The sequence below is a fragment of the Sediminibacterium sp. genome, assembly GCF_019264485.1.
In the GTDB taxonomy this organism is placed as follows: domain Bacteria; phylum Bacteroidota; class Bacteroidia; order Chitinophagales; family Chitinophagaceae; genus Sediminibacterium.
Map to the genome: position 1 here is coordinate 188,484 of NZ_JAHVAA010000014.1, position 16,057 is coordinate 204,540.

Consider the following 16,057-nt stretch of genomic DNA (forward strand, 5'->3'; position numbering starts at 1 on the left):
ATCTCTCGTTCTCTGCGGTGAATAAAATTGCACATTCACCGCAGAGAACGAGAGATAACAGAGGTTTCGCAGAGAAATCAATTATCATAAAAGATTATGAGTAAACCAGGTTTACCACAAGGAACAAGAGATTTCAGCGCGGCAGTGGTGCGCAAACGCAACCATATTTTCCAGACCATCCGTTCTGTATTTGAATTATATGGTTTTCAGCCATTGGAAACACCCGCCATGGAAAACCTCGATACACTCATGGGCAAATATGGTGAAGAAGGTGATAAACTGATTTTTAAAATACTCAATAATGGTCTTGATAACCCGGCCAAACATGAGCAGGCAAAAACCGATTTCGAAAAAATACTGGAAGGAAAAAACAATAAAGGCATTACAGAAAGAGCACTTCGCTATGATCTCACCATTCCTTTTGCACGTTATGTAGCCATGAACTATGGCCAGCTTACCATGCCGTTCAAAAGATATCAGCTACAACCGGTATGGCGTGCTGATCGCCCGCAGAAAGGCCGCTACAGAGAGTTCTATCAATGTGATGCAGATGTGGTTGGCAGCAACAGTTTGTTGAATGAAGTTGAACTGACACTTATTTACGCTTCCGTTTTTGAACAACTGAATGTACCTGTAGAAATTCGCATCAACAGCCGTAAAATTCTGGCTGCACTGGCAGAAGTTTGTGGAGGTGCCGATAAAATGGTAGACATAACAGTAGCCATCGACAAACTGGATAAAATTGGTATCGATAAAGTAAAAGAAGAGCTGGCACAACGTGGATTAAACAATGAACAGGTTGCTGTCATCGAACAATATTTATCCATCAGCGGAAGTAATGAAGAAAAGATTGCCCGGCTATCTGCATTGATTGGCAATAACGAATCGGGTAAAAAAGGGCTGGAAGAAATACAATACCTGTTGTCGAACTGCAATTTAGAAAACAGTCCTAACTGTCTTGTTACCGATTTCACACTTGCACGTGGCCTGAATTATTATACGGGTATCATCTTCGAAGTAAAAGCATTGAATGTACAGATGGGAAGCATTGGTGGTGGCGGGCGCTACGACGACCTCACCTGTTTATTTGGCGTACCCAATGTGCCTGGCGTTGGAATTAGTTTTGGTGTAGATCGTATTTATGATGTAATGGAAGAATTACAGGTTTTTCCTGATACGGTACAAATAGGCACCAAAGTATTGTTTTTTAACCTTGGCGAGGCTGAAAGCAAAACAGCTTTTGGTTTATTACAGGAACTCAGGAAAAATAATATTGCAGCAGAATTGTTCCATGAACAAAGCAAGTTTGATAAACAGTTCAAATACGCTGAAAAGAAAAATATTCCCTATGCAGTCATCATTGGGTCAAAAGAACTGGAACAGGGCACCTGTATCGTAAAAGACCTTGCAAAAGGAACACAGGAGGAGATAGCCCAGTCTGCACTTATAACAGCTATGAGTTGATAGACCATAGTCCATAGTTTATGGTCCATGGACTATTGACTATCAACCACCCCCCTATTCTGGCACAATATTGGCATGTCATAGCAAAATAACGTTATGAAACAGCCAATCTTGATACTAGCTGCTTGTACGCTGCTCATAATGAGTTGTGGAAGAAAAACCTTACCTGGTAAAACAACAACTGCGGGTGCAAAATCGCCAGCCGTAAAAGCACCGGAGAGTAAAAGTTTGCCGACAGCGCCACCACTCCTAAAAAAAGAAAAAGAGGAGAAGGAAAAAACGGATGTAAAAACCGAAGCAAAAGAAGAACTCTTGCCAATGGTTGTAATCGATGGAATGGGGAATGTTATCACACCAAAAGATAAATTACCCGAAGACATCGCCGCCAAAGCAGATTACAGGATATTGAGCCGGGCATTCACCCCCAACCAACGTACCAATCTGATTTACCGTTATAAAATTGTTCCACCACGAATTTTATTTGTTCCTGAGAATTATATCAAAACAACTACAAGAGGTAAATATGTGGTGTACAGAAAAAAATTCTGGTACTGGCAAAAAGAAGACGGATTGTTTTACCTGGATGAAACTTATTATAAATAACAAAGGGCCAGTGGCCCTTTGTTATTTATATTTTATTCCTTCCAATTATTTCCGCTGAAAAAATAGTTGTCGTTTCAATAATACGGCTGAAGCATGATTCAATGCAATACCATCCGATCTGGTTCCTTCCAGCACATAGCCACCTGCATTGATGTTGATACCTATTATTTTTTTATTGGCATCTCTTTTAAATTGTGCCGTGCCATCATAAGCGGTGATAGAAAAAAGATCTTCCCCTGTTTTAACCAGTGTTGAATTTCCTACACTCGAACTCATTACCAGCCCCTCACCCTCCATACTCACTACCACTTCGGTAACGATACTTCCTTCAGGGAATTTATATTTACCTACAAAATCTTGTAAAGTGCTGTCCTTTGTCTGTGCTTGTACAAAAACTACAGTGCTTAATAAAAGACAGAACATCATCAACTTTTTCATGTGTATCAGGTTTTAGTTTTTTAGCGTAACGTTTTTAGCAACGAAAAGTTACAAAAAACATATCACAAAAGAAGCTGTTTACAAAAGCTTCATGCACCGGTTTATAATCCTTCATAAATAACTGCTGCACCCTGACCTACTCCCACACACATGGTAGCAAGTCCGTATTTAGACTGTCGCCTGCTCATTTCATGTAATAATGTGGCGGAAATGCGCACACCACTACAACCCAGGGGATGACCGATGGCAATAGATCCGCCATTTACATTTACCCTGGAGGAGTCGAGTTCAAGGTCTTTCATACAGGCAAGACTCTGTGAAGCAAAAGCTTCATTCAGCTCAACCAGATCAAGGTCTTTTGCTGATAGTCCGGCTCTTATCATCGCTTTTTGTGAAGCGGGTACCGGGCCAATGCCCATGATGGCGGGATCAACACCTGCTACACCCATACTTACTACACGTGCCATTGGTTTCAGGTTAAACAGTTTTACTGCTTCTTCACTCGCCAATATCATTGCAGCAGCACCGTCGTTAATACCAGATGAATTCCCGGCTGTAACAGTTCCGTCTTTTGCAAATGCAGGTTTTAATGCAGCCAGCTTCTCCATGGAAGTCTGACGAGGATGTTCATCCTGATTGAACCATGATATGAGTCTGTCATTGATCATTTCTACTGCTACAATTTCATCGTCCCACTTACCAGCTTCCAGTGCAGCAAAATATTTTTGCTGAGATGATAATGCAAAAGCATCCTGCTCTTCTCGCGTTAGGTTCCAGTCTTTTGCCACGTTTTCTGCCGTTTCGCCCATGCTGTATGGATGATACATGGATGCCAGTTTTTTATTTACAAAACGCCATCCGATGGTTGTATCAAATGTTTCTGTTTTTCTGCTGAAAGCTGTTTCTGCTTTGGCGGTTACAAAGGGTGCTCGCGTCATGCTTTCCACTCCCCCTGCTATGTACAACATTCCTTCTCCGCACATAATGGCGCGGGAAGCATCCATCACTGCCTGTAATCCGCTGGCACATAACCGATTTACAGTATTACCACCAACAGTTACCGGTAAGCCGGCGAGTAAAGCCGCCATGCGTGCCACATCTCTGTTATCTTCTCCCGCCTGGTTGGCCGCACCTGCAATAACATCTTCGAAAGCAGCCGGGTCAATGGTATTGTTTCTTTGTAATAAAGCTGTAATTACATGAGCCAGTAAATCATCCGGACGAATAGAGCTCAATTTGCCACCATATCGTCCAATGGGCGTGCGTACTGCATCTATAACATAACAAGCGTTCATATAAAAATAATTGATGCGCAAGATAACAGGAATGTAACAGAGAAACAGAGAAATGTCGAATATCGAATATCGAAATAATACCTCCGTTGAACGTTGAATATTCATTATTCGACATTTCTCTGTTTCTTGGGTATCTTTGCAGGATGAATACGGAACTACCAAATATCAGGCACCTGAGTATCAATGACTTGGAAGATTATTTCAATAGCATTGGCGAGAAGAAGTTCAGGGTAAAACAGGTGCATGAGTGGTTATGGCAGAAACATGCACACAGTTTTGACGACATGACCAACCTGAGCAAAGAGCTTCGTGCAAAGCTTGCTCAGAACTACATTTTACCCGCTCTGAAAGTAGATGCTGTTCAATACAGTGAAGATGGCACCATCAAAAGTCGTTTTCGTACACATGATAATCACCTGATAGAAGGTGTTTTGATTCCTACTGATGAAAGAAAAACAGCCTGTGTTTCTTCCCAGATTGGTTGCAGCCTGAGTTGTAAATTTTGTGCTACAGGTTATATGGACCGTAAACGCAACCTCACTTATGATGAGATTTATGATCAGGTAGTGTTGATTAACAAAGAGAGCGAGGAAAAATTCCAGAAAAAATTATCCAATATTGTATTCATGGGTATGGGCGAGCCATTACTTAATTATGGCAATGTACTCAAAGCTATAGAACGGATATCGGCCGAAGATGGTTTGTTCATGAGTTCAAGAAGGATCACCGTTTCAACCGCAGGTGTTGCCAAAGCCATCCGCAAACTGGGTGATGATCAGGTTCGTTTTAAGCTGGCACTCTCTTTACATGCGGCTAATGACACCAAGCGTAATGAAATTATGCCGATCAATGAAACCAATAATATCAAGGTATTGATCGATGCACTGAATTATTTCTATAAACAAACAGGTAACGAAATCACTTTTGAATATATTCTCTTCAAGAATTTTAATGACTCGCAAAAAGATGCGGAAGAGTTGATTAAAATATACCGACAGGTTCCTGCCGATCTTGTAAATATTATTGAATACAATCCGATAGATGCATTCAGGTTCACCAAACCCGATGAAGAAGGCATTCAAAATTTCATGCAGTTCCTTGACTCGAACCGTGTAAATGCTCGTTTGAGAAGAAGCCGCGGAAAAGATATAGATGCGGCTTGTGGGCAATTGGCGAACAAAGGGTAAAAGCTGCAAGCCGCAGGCTGCAAGTTTCAAGCCACAAGCTACAAGAAAGGTTAATTTTATTACCAGATTATCTTGCAGCTTGTAGCTTGTGGCTTGGAGCTTTCCTCTGATCCTGTTGTAAAACAGCAAAAACAAAAAAATGAAAAAAAGAACAGACAATTTCGACAAGTTTGCCAATCAGAAAAAAGGCAGTGCGATTAAAGAAGCTTTCCGCCAGGAAAAGAAAAAAATAAAAGCTGAAGCCAGGGCCGCCGGCGAAGAAATGCGGAAAAAGAAGATTGAAAAAATGCGGGGGGAACAGGAGAAAGCTACAAGCTTTAAGCCGCAAGCCGCTAGTAAGGGAAAAGCTGCGGGCTTTGAGCCACGGGCATCGAGCCATACAGGTGCCAAGAAACATACTAGTTCAAAACAAAAAAATACTGTACCAGAAGCACAGGCTCCGAATCTCCCTATTCAGGGTAAAACAGGGGATGAACAAATGCCTTTGAACAAGTTTATTGCACATGCAGGGGTTTGCGGCAGAAGAGAAGCAGCCGACCTGGTAAAAGATGGCAAAGTAACCGTGAATGGTGATAAGGTTTTTGAACCCGGTTACAAAGTATCGTCCAAAGACAAGGTATTGGTAAAAGGTAAGCAGGTTTTTCTGCAAAGAAATGCTGTCTATATTTTACTGAACAAACCCAAAGATTATATTACTACAGCCAGCGACCCTCAGGGACGAAAAACGGTACTTGACCTGGTTAAAACCGCTACACCTGAGAGAGTATATCCGGTAGGTCGTTTAGACCGAAACACTACAGGCGTACTTATCCTTACCAATGATGGCGAACTGGCCCAGAAACTTACTCACCCTTCTTTTGAAGTGAAAAAAATATATGAGGTTACGCTTGATAAACCAGTCATTAAAAAAGACCTGGAAGCTATTCTCAGTGGTATTACTTTGGAAGATGGCTTTGTGCAGGCCGATGCTGTTGGTTATGCAGATGACAAACTAAAGAATATAGTAGGTATTGAAATCCATAGCGGCCGTAACCGGATTGTTCGTCGCATTTTTGAACACCTGGGTTATGATGTTAAAGGGCTTGATCGTGTAATGTTTGCCAATCTCACCAAAAAGAACGTAGACCGTGGTAAATGGCGTTTTCTGAATGAGAAGGAAGTGAGGCTGTTGAAATTTATGAATAATTCCTTTTTGAAAAAGAAAGTAACTAGTCAATAGACCATGGACCATGGACTATGGTCTATTATCTTCTTATGCGTCCAGATATTATATTCGAAAACTCTTTTTTTGTTGCTGTAAATAAACCTTCCGGTCTGTTGAGTATTCCCGACCGCCTGGGGCAGGAACTTTCTTTGAAAGACCTATTGAAAGCACGTTATGAGCATATTTATACCGTTCACCGGTTGGATAAAGACACCAGTGGTATTATTGTATTTGCCAAAGACGAAGAGTCACACAAACAGCTTTCGCAATTATTTGAAGGAAGAGAAGTAGAGAAATTTTACCTCGGGCTTGTACATGGCAAGCTGATCAATGAGACCGGTAGTATTGATGCCGCAATTATGGAACATCCGGGTAAGATCGGGAAAATGATTACCCATGTAAAGGGCAAACATTCGCTTACTGATTATGCAGTATTAGAAAGTTTTCGCTTATACAGCTGGTTACAGTTTCAGATACATACTGGCCGCACACATCAGATACGCGTTCATATGCAGCATTTGGGTCACCCGATTGTTTGCGACGAATTATATGGAGATCCTTCTCCCGTTTTATTGTCTGCACTGAAAAAGAAATTCAAATTATCGAAACACGATGAGCAGGAAAGACCTCTCATGAACAGACTTGCTCTTCACTCGCACAGATTGAGTTTTACCTTCAATGGAGAAAAATTTGAGTTAGAAGCAGAACTACCCAAAGATTTGAGGGCTATGTTGGCGCAGTTAAGAAAAGTGAAATAACAGAAGAACAGAGAAACATCGAATTTCGAAATTGGATGTTCCTCTGTTTCTCTGTTCTTCTGTTCTTCTGTTTATTCTTGTTTGTACACCACCCCATTCTTCATCACAAATTTCACTTTGCCCATTGCGCGGATATCTTTTACTGGGTCGCCATCGATGGCAACAATATCGGCCAGTTTGTCTTTTTCAATAACGCCAATCCTGTCATCTCCCAATAAATCGGCAGCATATAAGGTTGCTGCGCGAATGGTTTCCAGTGCGGGCATTCCCCCTTCATTCATATACACAAATTCAAGCCAGTTTTTACCATGCGCATATACACCTGCGTCTGTTCCAAACGCAATTTTCACACCGGCTTTATATGCATTCGAAAATGTATTTTGAATTTTTGGGCCGATGGCTAATGCTTTGGGTGTTACCAGTTCTGGATAATAACCGGGTTTCTTGGCCGAATCTCCCACCGATTTACCAGCAGTGATAGTGGGTACATAATAAGTTCCCATTTTTTTCATCAGCGTCATAACTTCTTCTGTCATATAAGTTCCATGTTCAATCGAATGAACACCTGCATTTACAGCTCTTTTCATGGCTTCTGTACCATGACAATGCGCTGCTACTTTAAAACCATAATCCTTTGCTGTCTCAACAATTGCTTTTATTTCCACTTCTGTAAACTGAGGATTCTCTCCGCTCTTCGCAACACTCAATACACCACCTGAAGCAGTAATTTTTATTACATCACTCCCCTCTTTATAACGCTGTCTTACTGCTTTAGCCGCCTCATCAGTACCATTCACTACACCGGCATCCGGACCAGGATCTCCCATTAAATCTCTCCTGTACCCGTTGGTAGGATCGGCATGCCCACCGGTTGTAGCAATAGATTTTCCAGCAGTATACACACGTGGACCTTTGATCAATCCCTTATTAATGGCATTACGCAATGAAATATTCACGCCGCTTCCACCCAGGTCGCGCACAGCGGTAAAACCAGTCATCAATGTTCTTTCAGCAAATACAACTGATTGGTATGCATAATCAGCCGGATTGAATGTAAAAGTTTCCATGTACTTACCCGGATTGGTTTCGCTTTCCATGTGCACATGCATATCTATCAGACCCGGCATCACGGTTTTTGATTTAAGGTCTATCAGTTTATCTCCGGCTGCTCCTGCAATATATCCTTTCTGTACATCTACAATTTTATTACCCTCGGTAATGATGGTCATTTCTTTTAGTAGCTGCAGGTTTTTCACATCTACCAGTTGTCCGCAATGAATCACAGTTCGCTGGGCTATGGAAACAGATAGCAATAGCATGCCAATAATGGCGGATAGAAATTTAATCATAGTAAATTTTTAATGTTTGTCTAGTAAGATACATCATATTTCATCTCGCAAGTCTACCTGATTCACCATGCGTAGCTAATATTTTCTTGCCTGTCTTCCTTCATCCCTTCCCCGTTACTTCTTCCCTTTTACCGTTCTTGCTTTCTGCAGTAGTGATTTACCGAATTTATTCTTTACATCATCAATGGCTTTATAGAGTTCATTCTTCTTTTCGGCATCATCAAACAGGCTTCCTTGTACGGCATGATTGGTAAGCTCAGAGAGGCGTACACCCAATAATCGAACAGGCTGACCTTTTCGATAAAGTTTATGAAAAAGATCTATCGCTACAGGTATCAGTTCGTCATCCCTTAATGTATAATCAATAGTGGTTTGTTTGGATGTGGTTTCAAAATCGGGATACCGGATTTTCACAGCTATACAGCCCGTTAATTTTTCATCGCGGCGCAATTCATACGCCACTTTTTCTGTCATTCGAACCAATTCACTCAAGAGAAAATCAACATCGGTCTTATTTTCTTCAAAAGTATTTTCAGTGGAAATAGATTTTGCCTCATGGTAAGCATGTACTTCTCCATTATGCAGGCCCTGCGATTTATACCAAAGATCCGAACCCCATTTGCCCAGTTTTTTCTCAAGCACTTCGATTGCAGTTTCACTTACATCGCGAATGGTATGAATACCCATTGCCTGTAAGGTTTTAAAAGTGTTTTCACCTACACCTGAAAATTTATTCACGGGCAGGGGCGCAAGAAAAGCCTTTTCCATACCCGGTTTTATAAACAGGTAACCATTGGGCTTTGCTTCATCGGTTGCAATTTTGGCTACCATTTTATTGGTAGCTAAACCGAAGGAAATAGGCAACTGTGTTTTTTCAATAATTTCTGTTCGCAGGTCGATGGTCCATTGGTAGGGATCAAAAAATCGATCCATCCCCGTCAGGTCAATATAAAATTCATCAATGGATGCTTTTTCAAATAACGGTGCTTTTGCCGCAATTATTTCTGTTACCCAACGTGAATAGCGACTGTACTCACCCCTTGTACCACGAACCAGTATGGCATGCGGACATAAACGCATGGCCGTTTTCATGGGCATGGCACTTTTTACGCCAAATTTCCGGGCCTCATAGCTACAGGTGGTAACCACTCCCCTGTCTCTTGAGCCTCCAACAATAACAGCTTTGCCTTTTAATGAAGGATCGTTAATCATCTCTACACTTACAAAGAATGAATCGAGATCAAAATGGGCAATATAACGTTGTGGTGATGGCATCTATACAGCTAAGATAAAAATTTAAGCCCGCTTATCCCGGAAACAATCCCCCGTTTATGTGATTGTAACTCCACCGCATGTTTGTACGTTTGACCACAAAACACCCTTGATGAAAATTGTTTTTTCCTTTTTGCTGTCGATCTTAACCATTACTGCTTCCGCACAACAAAGCATCGCCTTTGAGCAAAAGCATCCTGTAGATTTTTATGCGAAAAGAATCGCGATAAACCAGGTTCGGGAAGATATTCGTTTCTGGATAGAAACCATGGAAGCTTCTCATGTAAACCTCTATCATACCATCAGTAAAAATCAGTTATTATCATTGTCGAACGACTTACTGAGCAATCATACAGATAGCCTCAACCATACCGAAACCGTTTTTTTATTCAGCCGCCTGAGCGCAGCTTTAAATGAGGGACACCTGGGGCTCGTTAGTAGTCGTATTACCGATAGTTTGTATAATAACAGTTTACGTTTCCCTTTTATGATCCGGAAAGTGGAAAAAGAGTCCTGGCGTATTTCATATGACCTAAGTGCTGCGCAGCAACTCGACATGAACGATCGCATCACAAGCATCAATGGCATTTCAATTGAAGAGCTGAATAAACGTTATCTGCGGTTATTTGGAGGTCTTGACACCTGGAAACATGAGCAGGTTGCTTTTTACAGCCGCAAGCTTTTGTTTCTGGATGGGGTACATAGTCCATTCCACATTGAAGCCATCAAAGAAAACGGTGAGCAGCGCAGTTTCAGCGTTACCGGCTTTCCTCGTTCTCAGGCCGACAGTATTAATCGTGTGTTAACAGCAAAGATGAACAGCCAGGGTAATAAACCTTATGAATTTCGTTTTTTATCAGCACAAATCGGCTACCTGAATTACAGAAGCATGCGCAATGAGAGGTCGGAGCCTTTTGAAAAATTTCTCGACGAAACATTTACGCGTTTGAATGACAGCAATGCAAAAGGATTAATCATCGATCTGCGTGAAAATGGTGGTGGCGATTCGCAGTTAGGGGAATTATTGCTTCGTTATTTTAACCGTAAACCCTACATTTTTGCCGGAGGTATGAAATGGAAAATAAGTGCCGCTTATAAAACCTTCCTGAAAAGTCAGGCTAATTATAACGAAGCCGATAATCGTTTTTATATGAATCAGAAAGACGGCGACACCTATGTCTACCTTAATAAGGAATTGAAAAAGCCAGCAGTTAAAGAACCTTTCTTTTCAGGCAAAGTGGCTTTTCTGATAGGCACCGGCACTTTCTCCAGTGCCAATATGCTGGCTGATGGTGTAGTGAGTTATGAACTGGCTAAAACTTTTGGAGAACCCACAGGTGAGTCGCCAAACGATTTTGGTGAGATGTTCAATTTTATGTTACCCAACAGCTATATTATTGCCCGGGGCTCTACAAAAATGTTTACGAGGGCCAATAAAGATGAAAAAGATTTTGGTGCGGTTATACCTGATGTCATTGTTCGCCCCACTGATACAGACCTTAAGCTGAAAAAAGATAAGGTATTGGAAACAGCCGTAAATTGGGTATTAAATCAATAGCCGTTTTGAACACCGATACAAATGCTTTAGCAGAACTGAAACAATTTTGTCATAAGATTCACCCTTTACAGGAGGATGAATGGACTGATTTTTCTGCCTGCTGGCAGTCTTTTTCAGCTAAAAGAAAAACCATACTCACCAAACAGGGTGAAACAGAACGCTACCTTTATTTTGTAACTGAAGGTGTACAGCGTGCTTATTATACCGGTGATGATGAAAGAGAAGCCACCATTGTATTTACTTATCCTTTTTCCTTCTCCGGGGTGGCCGATTCTTTTCTAACACAAACCCCTTCCAGGTTCTTTCTTGAAGCGCTTACTAAAAGTGAATTTATAAGAACTACTTACCAGCAGGTAAATGAGCTGATGATACGTTACCACAATTTTGAAACCCTGATTCGAAAAGCAACCAGCTTTTCGCTGGCAGGTGTATTGGAGCGACAGATTGAATTACAATGTTTTTCTGCTGAAGAAAAATTTAAAGTATTACTCAAAAGAAGTCCGCATGTACTCCGGCTCATACCACATAAATACCTTGCCTCTTACCTCGGTATCGATGCAACAACGTTTAGTAAGCTGCTTGGGAAAGTGAGGATATGAATAGTGAGTAGTGAGTAGTCAGTAGTGAGTAATTAATCTTTACCTCTTACTCACTACTGACTATTCACTACTCACTAAAATCTTGGTACAGACCAAGATTTTAATAAACGTGCTGTCGCAGCTTTGCTGTAACAAAATCAAAGCAAAATGCCTATTTACTTATCAAACAAACTCCTGAGCGAGTTACAGGAACAAACAGAATCATTTTTAAATAAAGCCATCAGTGAGTGGCAGTTACTCAGGCATAGCCAGTTTGGTTATAAAGCATCGCCTGAAAAATGGAGTGCTACCCAATGTATCGAGCACCTGAACAGTTATGGTCGTTTTTATTTACCTGAAATGGAAAAAGCCATCAACAAGGCAAAAGCAAAAAGCTGGGAGCCTGCTACACATTTTAAATCAGGATGGCTGGGTAATTATTTTACAAAACTGATGATGCCTGTTAAAGACGGATCTGTTGGCAAAAAAATGTCATCACCCAAAGATCATTATCCAACCAGCAACGCAGATAGTTATAAAGTAATTGCTGAATTTATAGAGCAGCAGGAGCAATTATTGCAATTACTTGATGCCGCACAAAGCATAGACCTTAATAAAGCCACTTGCGCTATTTCCATTTCAAAATTGGTTAAACTAAAACTGGGAGATACTTTCCTGTTCTATATTGCACATCAATACAGACATATACTACAGGCCGAAAGAGCATTAAAAGTAGCCAACGTAGTAACCGGAACAAGTATTATTGAATTTGATCTGAATAAGCTGGTGAGATAGACCATAGACCATAGACCATGGTCCATGGTCTATGGTCTATGCACCACGAACTATCTACTATCAACTTTCTCTATAGATATCCAGCAGACCGTCGGGTAGTACTACATGGATTTCTTTTTTATCATGATCAATCCCATCGAGTGTTTCTTCATGAAGGGGTATCAATGCCTCATGACCATCGAGCATGAGTTTTAATAGTACCTGGTGTGGCTGTTCAATTACTTCTTCAACCGGGCCGAGGTTTTCTTCTTCATCGGTAATAACGGTATAGCCCAATAATGAAATGGGTGATGATTTACCGGCGAGCTTACGAAAATCTGTATCTTTTAACCATACATTTCTGGTACTGATTCTTGCAGCAGATTCTTTGGTATTTACTCCCTCGAGCTTTACATACATTTCATCATCATCTTTTGCTTTAGAGCTCTCTACAAAATAAGGCAGGTAAGAGCCTTTCTGTTCTTCGACAAATAAGACCTTCACTTCTTTCAATGCCGTCTTTTTTCCCAGTGCATGTTGCACGATCACTTCTCCCTTCAATCCAAAACTAGCTACAATACGACCGATGTGAATGTATGATTCCATAATGCAAAAATAAGATAGGAATTTGAGGATGTCAGATGGCAGATCTCAGATTTATATTGATAATATATAAATCTGAGATCTGCCATCTGAGATCTGCCATCCTGCAATAATTAGAAAGCCCCGATATTGCTATCGGGGCTTTCAGGAATATGTTGAACTTATCGTGATTAAGCTTCGGTACTTCCTTCAGCGGGAGCAGATTCTTCAGCTTTAGCTTCCACCTTTCTTACGACTGGCGTATAAGCTCTTTTTGCACGCTGGGTTCTTCTGTGCTCTTCATTACGACGGGTAACATTTGCTTCATGCTCATTATGCCATGCCTGAAATTTAGTCATAGCGGTTGCATCATCAAACAGACCCAGTTTCACACCTCTTAACAGGTGTTTCAGGTACAACACTCCCTTGAAAGAGAGGATTCGGCGGACTGTATCGGTGGGTTGAGCACCTTTGTTCAACCACTCCAGGGCTTTTTGACGGTCTAACTGGATAGTTGCTGGAACAGTCAGCGGATTGTAAGTTCCGATCTTCTGGATGAACTTACCATCCCTTGGAGCACGGCCATCGGCCACTACGATGAAGTAGAACGGGCGTTTTTTGCTGCCGTGTCTCTGTAATCTCATTTTTACTGCCATGTTAAATAGAAATTTAAAGGCGTTAATAAATAGGGTGAATCAGGCGGCAAAAATAAGTGTTTACAGGTATAATTCCAAAGCCATATTCACCATAAAAGTTAAGATAGTGTTACCGTATCAGCACTGTTGTACCCCGAAACACTTTTGTCTGACCATTCTGCAGGGTATAGGAGAAGGTCCAAACATAAGCCCCCTGGGGTTGATCCAGTCCTTTAAAACGGCCATTCCAGCCTTTCTGGGATTGCCGGGTTTCGAAAATAACCTGTCCAATCCTGTTATATACCCTGAAAATGAAGTTATTAATGCCAGAACCGGCGGTAGGTTTTAATATATCATTTTTACCGTCTGCATTGGGTGTAAATCCGGTTGGAACATAGACTGTATCACAAACCACTCCAGGCGTATTTTGTTCCGTAACGGTTACCTGTACAGAATCAATCAAACAATTATTCCCATTCCTGATCAAAGCCATATAATTACCTGCTGTTAAACCTGTTGCCTGTTGCCCTGCCTGGTATGCCTGGTTATTGATTCTATAAAAATAGGGTGCTTCGGAACCTGTAACAGTAACGGTTATTTTACCACCACCCTGCCAGCAGTCTGCCGGAGTCATATTCCATTGTACGTTTACCGGTTTGGCTATATAGGGCTGAATGGTTGCTGATCCTGTAAATATGCAACCCTGTGCATCTTTTACCGCCACCGGATAATTTCCCGGAGTCAGGTTACGATAGCTGGTTTCATTCGTATAGGGTGAATTATTAAAGCTATAAGTATATGGAGCAACCGTTCCGGTAAGGTTAATCTGCAAAGACCCATTCGATTTTCCACCACAATCAGGTGAATTGGTTATATAGGAAACTGCAGGTGCTGGCGTACTTTGAAGCGGTACAGTTACCGTTGTATCGTAAATACAACTGGCAGTAATAATCTGTATCTGATGCATACCTGCTAAAAGGTTGGTAAACTGATTGGAGTTTTGAACAATACCTCCATTTATTCTTGCTCCCTGAATATTGGCTCCTGTTGTATAATTAACGGTAATTGTTCCATCCGCATTTGAACAGTTTGCACTGCTGATATTTAAAGATGTAACAGGTATGGGTGGCTGAAAAGTGCCCACTACAAAACTTGTATCGAGCACGCATCCATTGGTTTCTATTACTTTCAATGATTTAATGCCTGCGCCAAGATTGTTGAACACATTACCCGCCACATAAGCTGCATTTTCAAGCGAAAAACGAAACCCGGTATGATTGCTTATTGGGTTGATCTCTACTGCACCATTTAAAGCTCCACATGTATCGGGGCGCGTTAACGTACTCACCCGTAATCTTTCAATAAATGGCACGGTAGCGAAAGTGTCTTTACTACACCCATCAGAACTTGTTACTTTAATGGCATAGTTTCCAGAAGTTAAATTGGGAAATAATCCTGACTCTATAGAAGGATTATTATTGTAAGAGAAAAAGAGTTTGGCAGCTGCAGTAGCACTGGTTGCAGCTACGCCTATTTCACCCAACCCCAAGCCATCACATTGTGGCTTTACGGTAATAGAATTAATATTAATCCCCTTCACTTCTCCTGTTTCTGTAGCACTCGCTGCATCATAAACTTGAAAATTGACCGAACAAAATATCCCGACAATTTTTTTATTGGCTATATCTATTTCTACAATATCGCTACCTGGCCCTACCAGGCTACTCGAAATAGCAAATACTTTGTTGTCATTACATCCTATAGATACACTCATTATGCCAAAAAAACTATACCCGGGAGTTTCCATATATACTTTACTTGCCGGCGGCGATGCAATATTTATTTCAACCAGACTGAAATTGTTAACTGTTCCATTAGGATTTGCAGCCATTAGTAATTTATCCCCGTAAAAAATAAGATCGCCAGCTGCTGTAAAAGGAAGTGCTCCAAGATTTTCTGGTTGCGTCCAGCCATTAGGCAAGCGGTATAAACTATTTGCGAATACCCAATATAAAGTGCCGTTTTTATCTGCAGTCATGGCATTACCTACTGTGAATACCGAAAGAGGTTTGCAAAGTGCCGGATTCACCAGATCGGTTTCATACAATTCACCACCGGTGGTATTGTAATAGACTTTGTTTTTATACTGAGCCACTGAAAACCCTGGTACATTCAGGTTGCAAAAACTGGTTTTTTCTTTTGTAACGCATACCCCGTTTACAATATCAAAGTCATAGAATTTTCCTTCCGCTGATACCAATATCGCAGCTTGTCCATTTACATGGTAATGGCTGATGAGTGTACTTAATAAGATGGATATGAAAACCAGTCGCCGCATAAGATCTTAAATCAAAGCTATG

At 41.1% G+C, this 16,057-nt stretch carries 15 protein-coding genes; 8 read left to right on the top strand and 7 right to left on the bottom strand.

From position 1 onward, the window contains the following. The first annotated feature begins 96 nt into the window (after positions 1-96). Together hisS and KXJ59_RS12270 are read left to right on the top strand one after the other, a co-directional pair. Positions 97-1,464 carry a histidine--tRNA ligase gene (hisS, locus tag KXJ59_RS12265; protein WP_295204997.1) on the top strand — a complete coding sequence of 456 codons (1,368 nt, stop codon included), beginning with the start codon at positions 97-99 and terminating at the stop codon, positions 1,462-1,464. A gap of 96 nt (positions 1,465-1,560) precedes the next feature. Further along, positions 1,561-2,067: a hypothetical protein gene (locus KXJ59_RS12270; protein WP_295204999.1), complete on the top strand. Its 507-nt coding sequence runs from the start codon at positions 1,561-1,563 to the stop codon at positions 2,065-2,067. Between the two features lie 45 nt (positions 2,068-2,112). On the opposite strand, the gene KXJ59_RS12275 is transcribed toward KXJ59_RS12270, so the two are convergent. Continuing rightward, positions 2,113-2,505 (bottom strand): hypothetical protein, encoded by a 393-nt coding sequence (locus tag KXJ59_RS12275; RefSeq protein ID WP_295205001.1) that lies wholly within the window; start codon positions 2,503-2,505, stop codon positions 2,113-2,115. Positions 2,506-2,606: 101 nt separating this feature from the next. Next, positions 2,607-3,800 (bottom strand): acetyl-CoA C-acyltransferase, encoded by a 1,194-nt coding sequence (locus tag KXJ59_RS12280; protein WP_295205003.1) that lies wholly within the window; start codon positions 3,798-3,800, stop codon positions 2,607-2,609. A gap of 143 nt (positions 3,801-3,943) precedes the next feature. Between KXJ59_RS12280 and rlmN the strand changes: the two genes are divergently transcribed. The 3 genes from rlmN to KXJ59_RS12295 all read left to right on the top strand — a co-directional run bounded on the left by rlmN (position 3,944) and on the right by KXJ59_RS12295 (position 6,949). Then, entirely contained in the window at positions 3,944-4,987 is a 1,044-nt protein-coding gene (rlmN, locus tag KXJ59_RS12285) for a 23S rRNA (adenine(2503)-C(2))-methyltransferase RlmN (protein ID WP_295205004.1), read from the top strand. A gap of 139 nt (positions 4,988-5,126) precedes the next feature. After that, complete coding sequence (locus KXJ59_RS12290) at positions 5,127-6,206, top strand: pseudouridine synthase (RefSeq protein ID WP_295205006.1); 1,080 nt, start codon at positions 5,127-5,129, stop codon at positions 6,204-6,206. A 35-nt stretch (positions 6,207-6,241) separates the two neighbouring features. Next, entirely contained in the window at positions 6,242-6,949 is a 708-nt protein-coding gene (locus KXJ59_RS12295; RefSeq protein ID WP_295205009.1) for an RluA family pseudouridine synthase, read from the top strand. 71 nt (positions 6,950-7,020) lie between these two features. Here KXJ59_RS12295 and KXJ59_RS12300 read toward each other — a convergent pair whose 3' ends face one another. Together KXJ59_RS12300 and dinB are read right to left on the bottom strand one after the other, a co-directional pair. Then, entirely contained in the window at positions 7,021-8,298 is a 1,278-nt protein-coding gene (locus KXJ59_RS12300) for an amidohydrolase family protein (protein ID WP_295205011.1), read from the bottom strand. Positions 8,299-8,412: 114 nt separating this feature from the next. Beyond that, positions 8,413-9,573, bottom strand: coding sequence for a DNA polymerase IV (dinB, locus tag KXJ59_RS12305; protein WP_295205013.1), 1,161 nt, complete (start codon positions 9,571-9,573; stop codon positions 8,413-8,415). A gap of 109 nt (positions 9,574-9,682) precedes the next feature. On the opposite strand from dinB, the gene KXJ59_RS12310 reads away from it, so the two are divergent. The 3 genes from KXJ59_RS12310 (at position 9,683) to KXJ59_RS12320 (ending at position 12,501) form a co-directional block, all read left to right on the top strand. Then, positions 9,683-11,128 carry a S41 family peptidase gene (locus KXJ59_RS12310; protein ID WP_295205014.1) on the top strand — a complete coding sequence of 482 codons (1,446 nt, stop codon included), beginning with the start codon at positions 9,683-9,685 and terminating at the stop codon, positions 11,126-11,128. Positions 11,129-11,133: 5 nt separating this feature from the next. Beyond that, positions 11,134-11,727 (top strand): Crp/Fnr family transcriptional regulator, encoded by a 594-nt coding sequence (locus tag KXJ59_RS12315; RefSeq protein WP_295205015.1) that lies wholly within the window; start codon positions 11,134-11,136, stop codon positions 11,725-11,727. Between the two features lie 147 nt (positions 11,728-11,874). Then, positions 11,875-12,501 carry a DinB family protein gene (locus tag KXJ59_RS12320; protein ID WP_295205017.1) on the top strand — a complete coding sequence of 209 codons (627 nt, stop codon included), beginning with the start codon at positions 11,875-11,877 and terminating at the stop codon, positions 12,499-12,501. Between the two features lie 60 nt (positions 12,502-12,561). On the opposite strand, the gene rimM is transcribed toward KXJ59_RS12320, so the two are convergent. From rimM to KXJ59_RS12335, 3 genes are all read right to left on the bottom strand, one after another. Then, the gene (gene rimM, locus KXJ59_RS12325) at positions 12,562-13,086 is read right to left on the bottom strand and encodes a ribosome maturation factor RimM (RefSeq protein ID WP_295205019.1); all 525 of its coding nucleotides are present in this window, start codon (positions 13,084-13,086) and stop codon (positions 12,562-12,564) included. Positions 13,087-13,253: 167 nt separating this feature from the next. Further along, positions 13,254-13,706 (bottom strand): 30S ribosomal protein S16, encoded by a 453-nt coding sequence (gene rpsP, locus KXJ59_RS12330; protein WP_295205020.1) that lies wholly within the window; start codon positions 13,704-13,706, stop codon positions 13,254-13,256. Positions 13,707-13,827: 121 nt separating this feature from the next. Beyond that, positions 13,828-16,035 carry a gliding motility-associated C-terminal domain-containing protein gene (locus KXJ59_RS12335; RefSeq protein ID WP_295205021.1) on the bottom strand — a complete coding sequence of 736 codons (2,208 nt, stop codon included), beginning with the start codon at positions 16,033-16,035 and terminating at the stop codon, positions 13,828-13,830. Positions 16,036-16,057 lie beyond the last annotated feature (22 nt).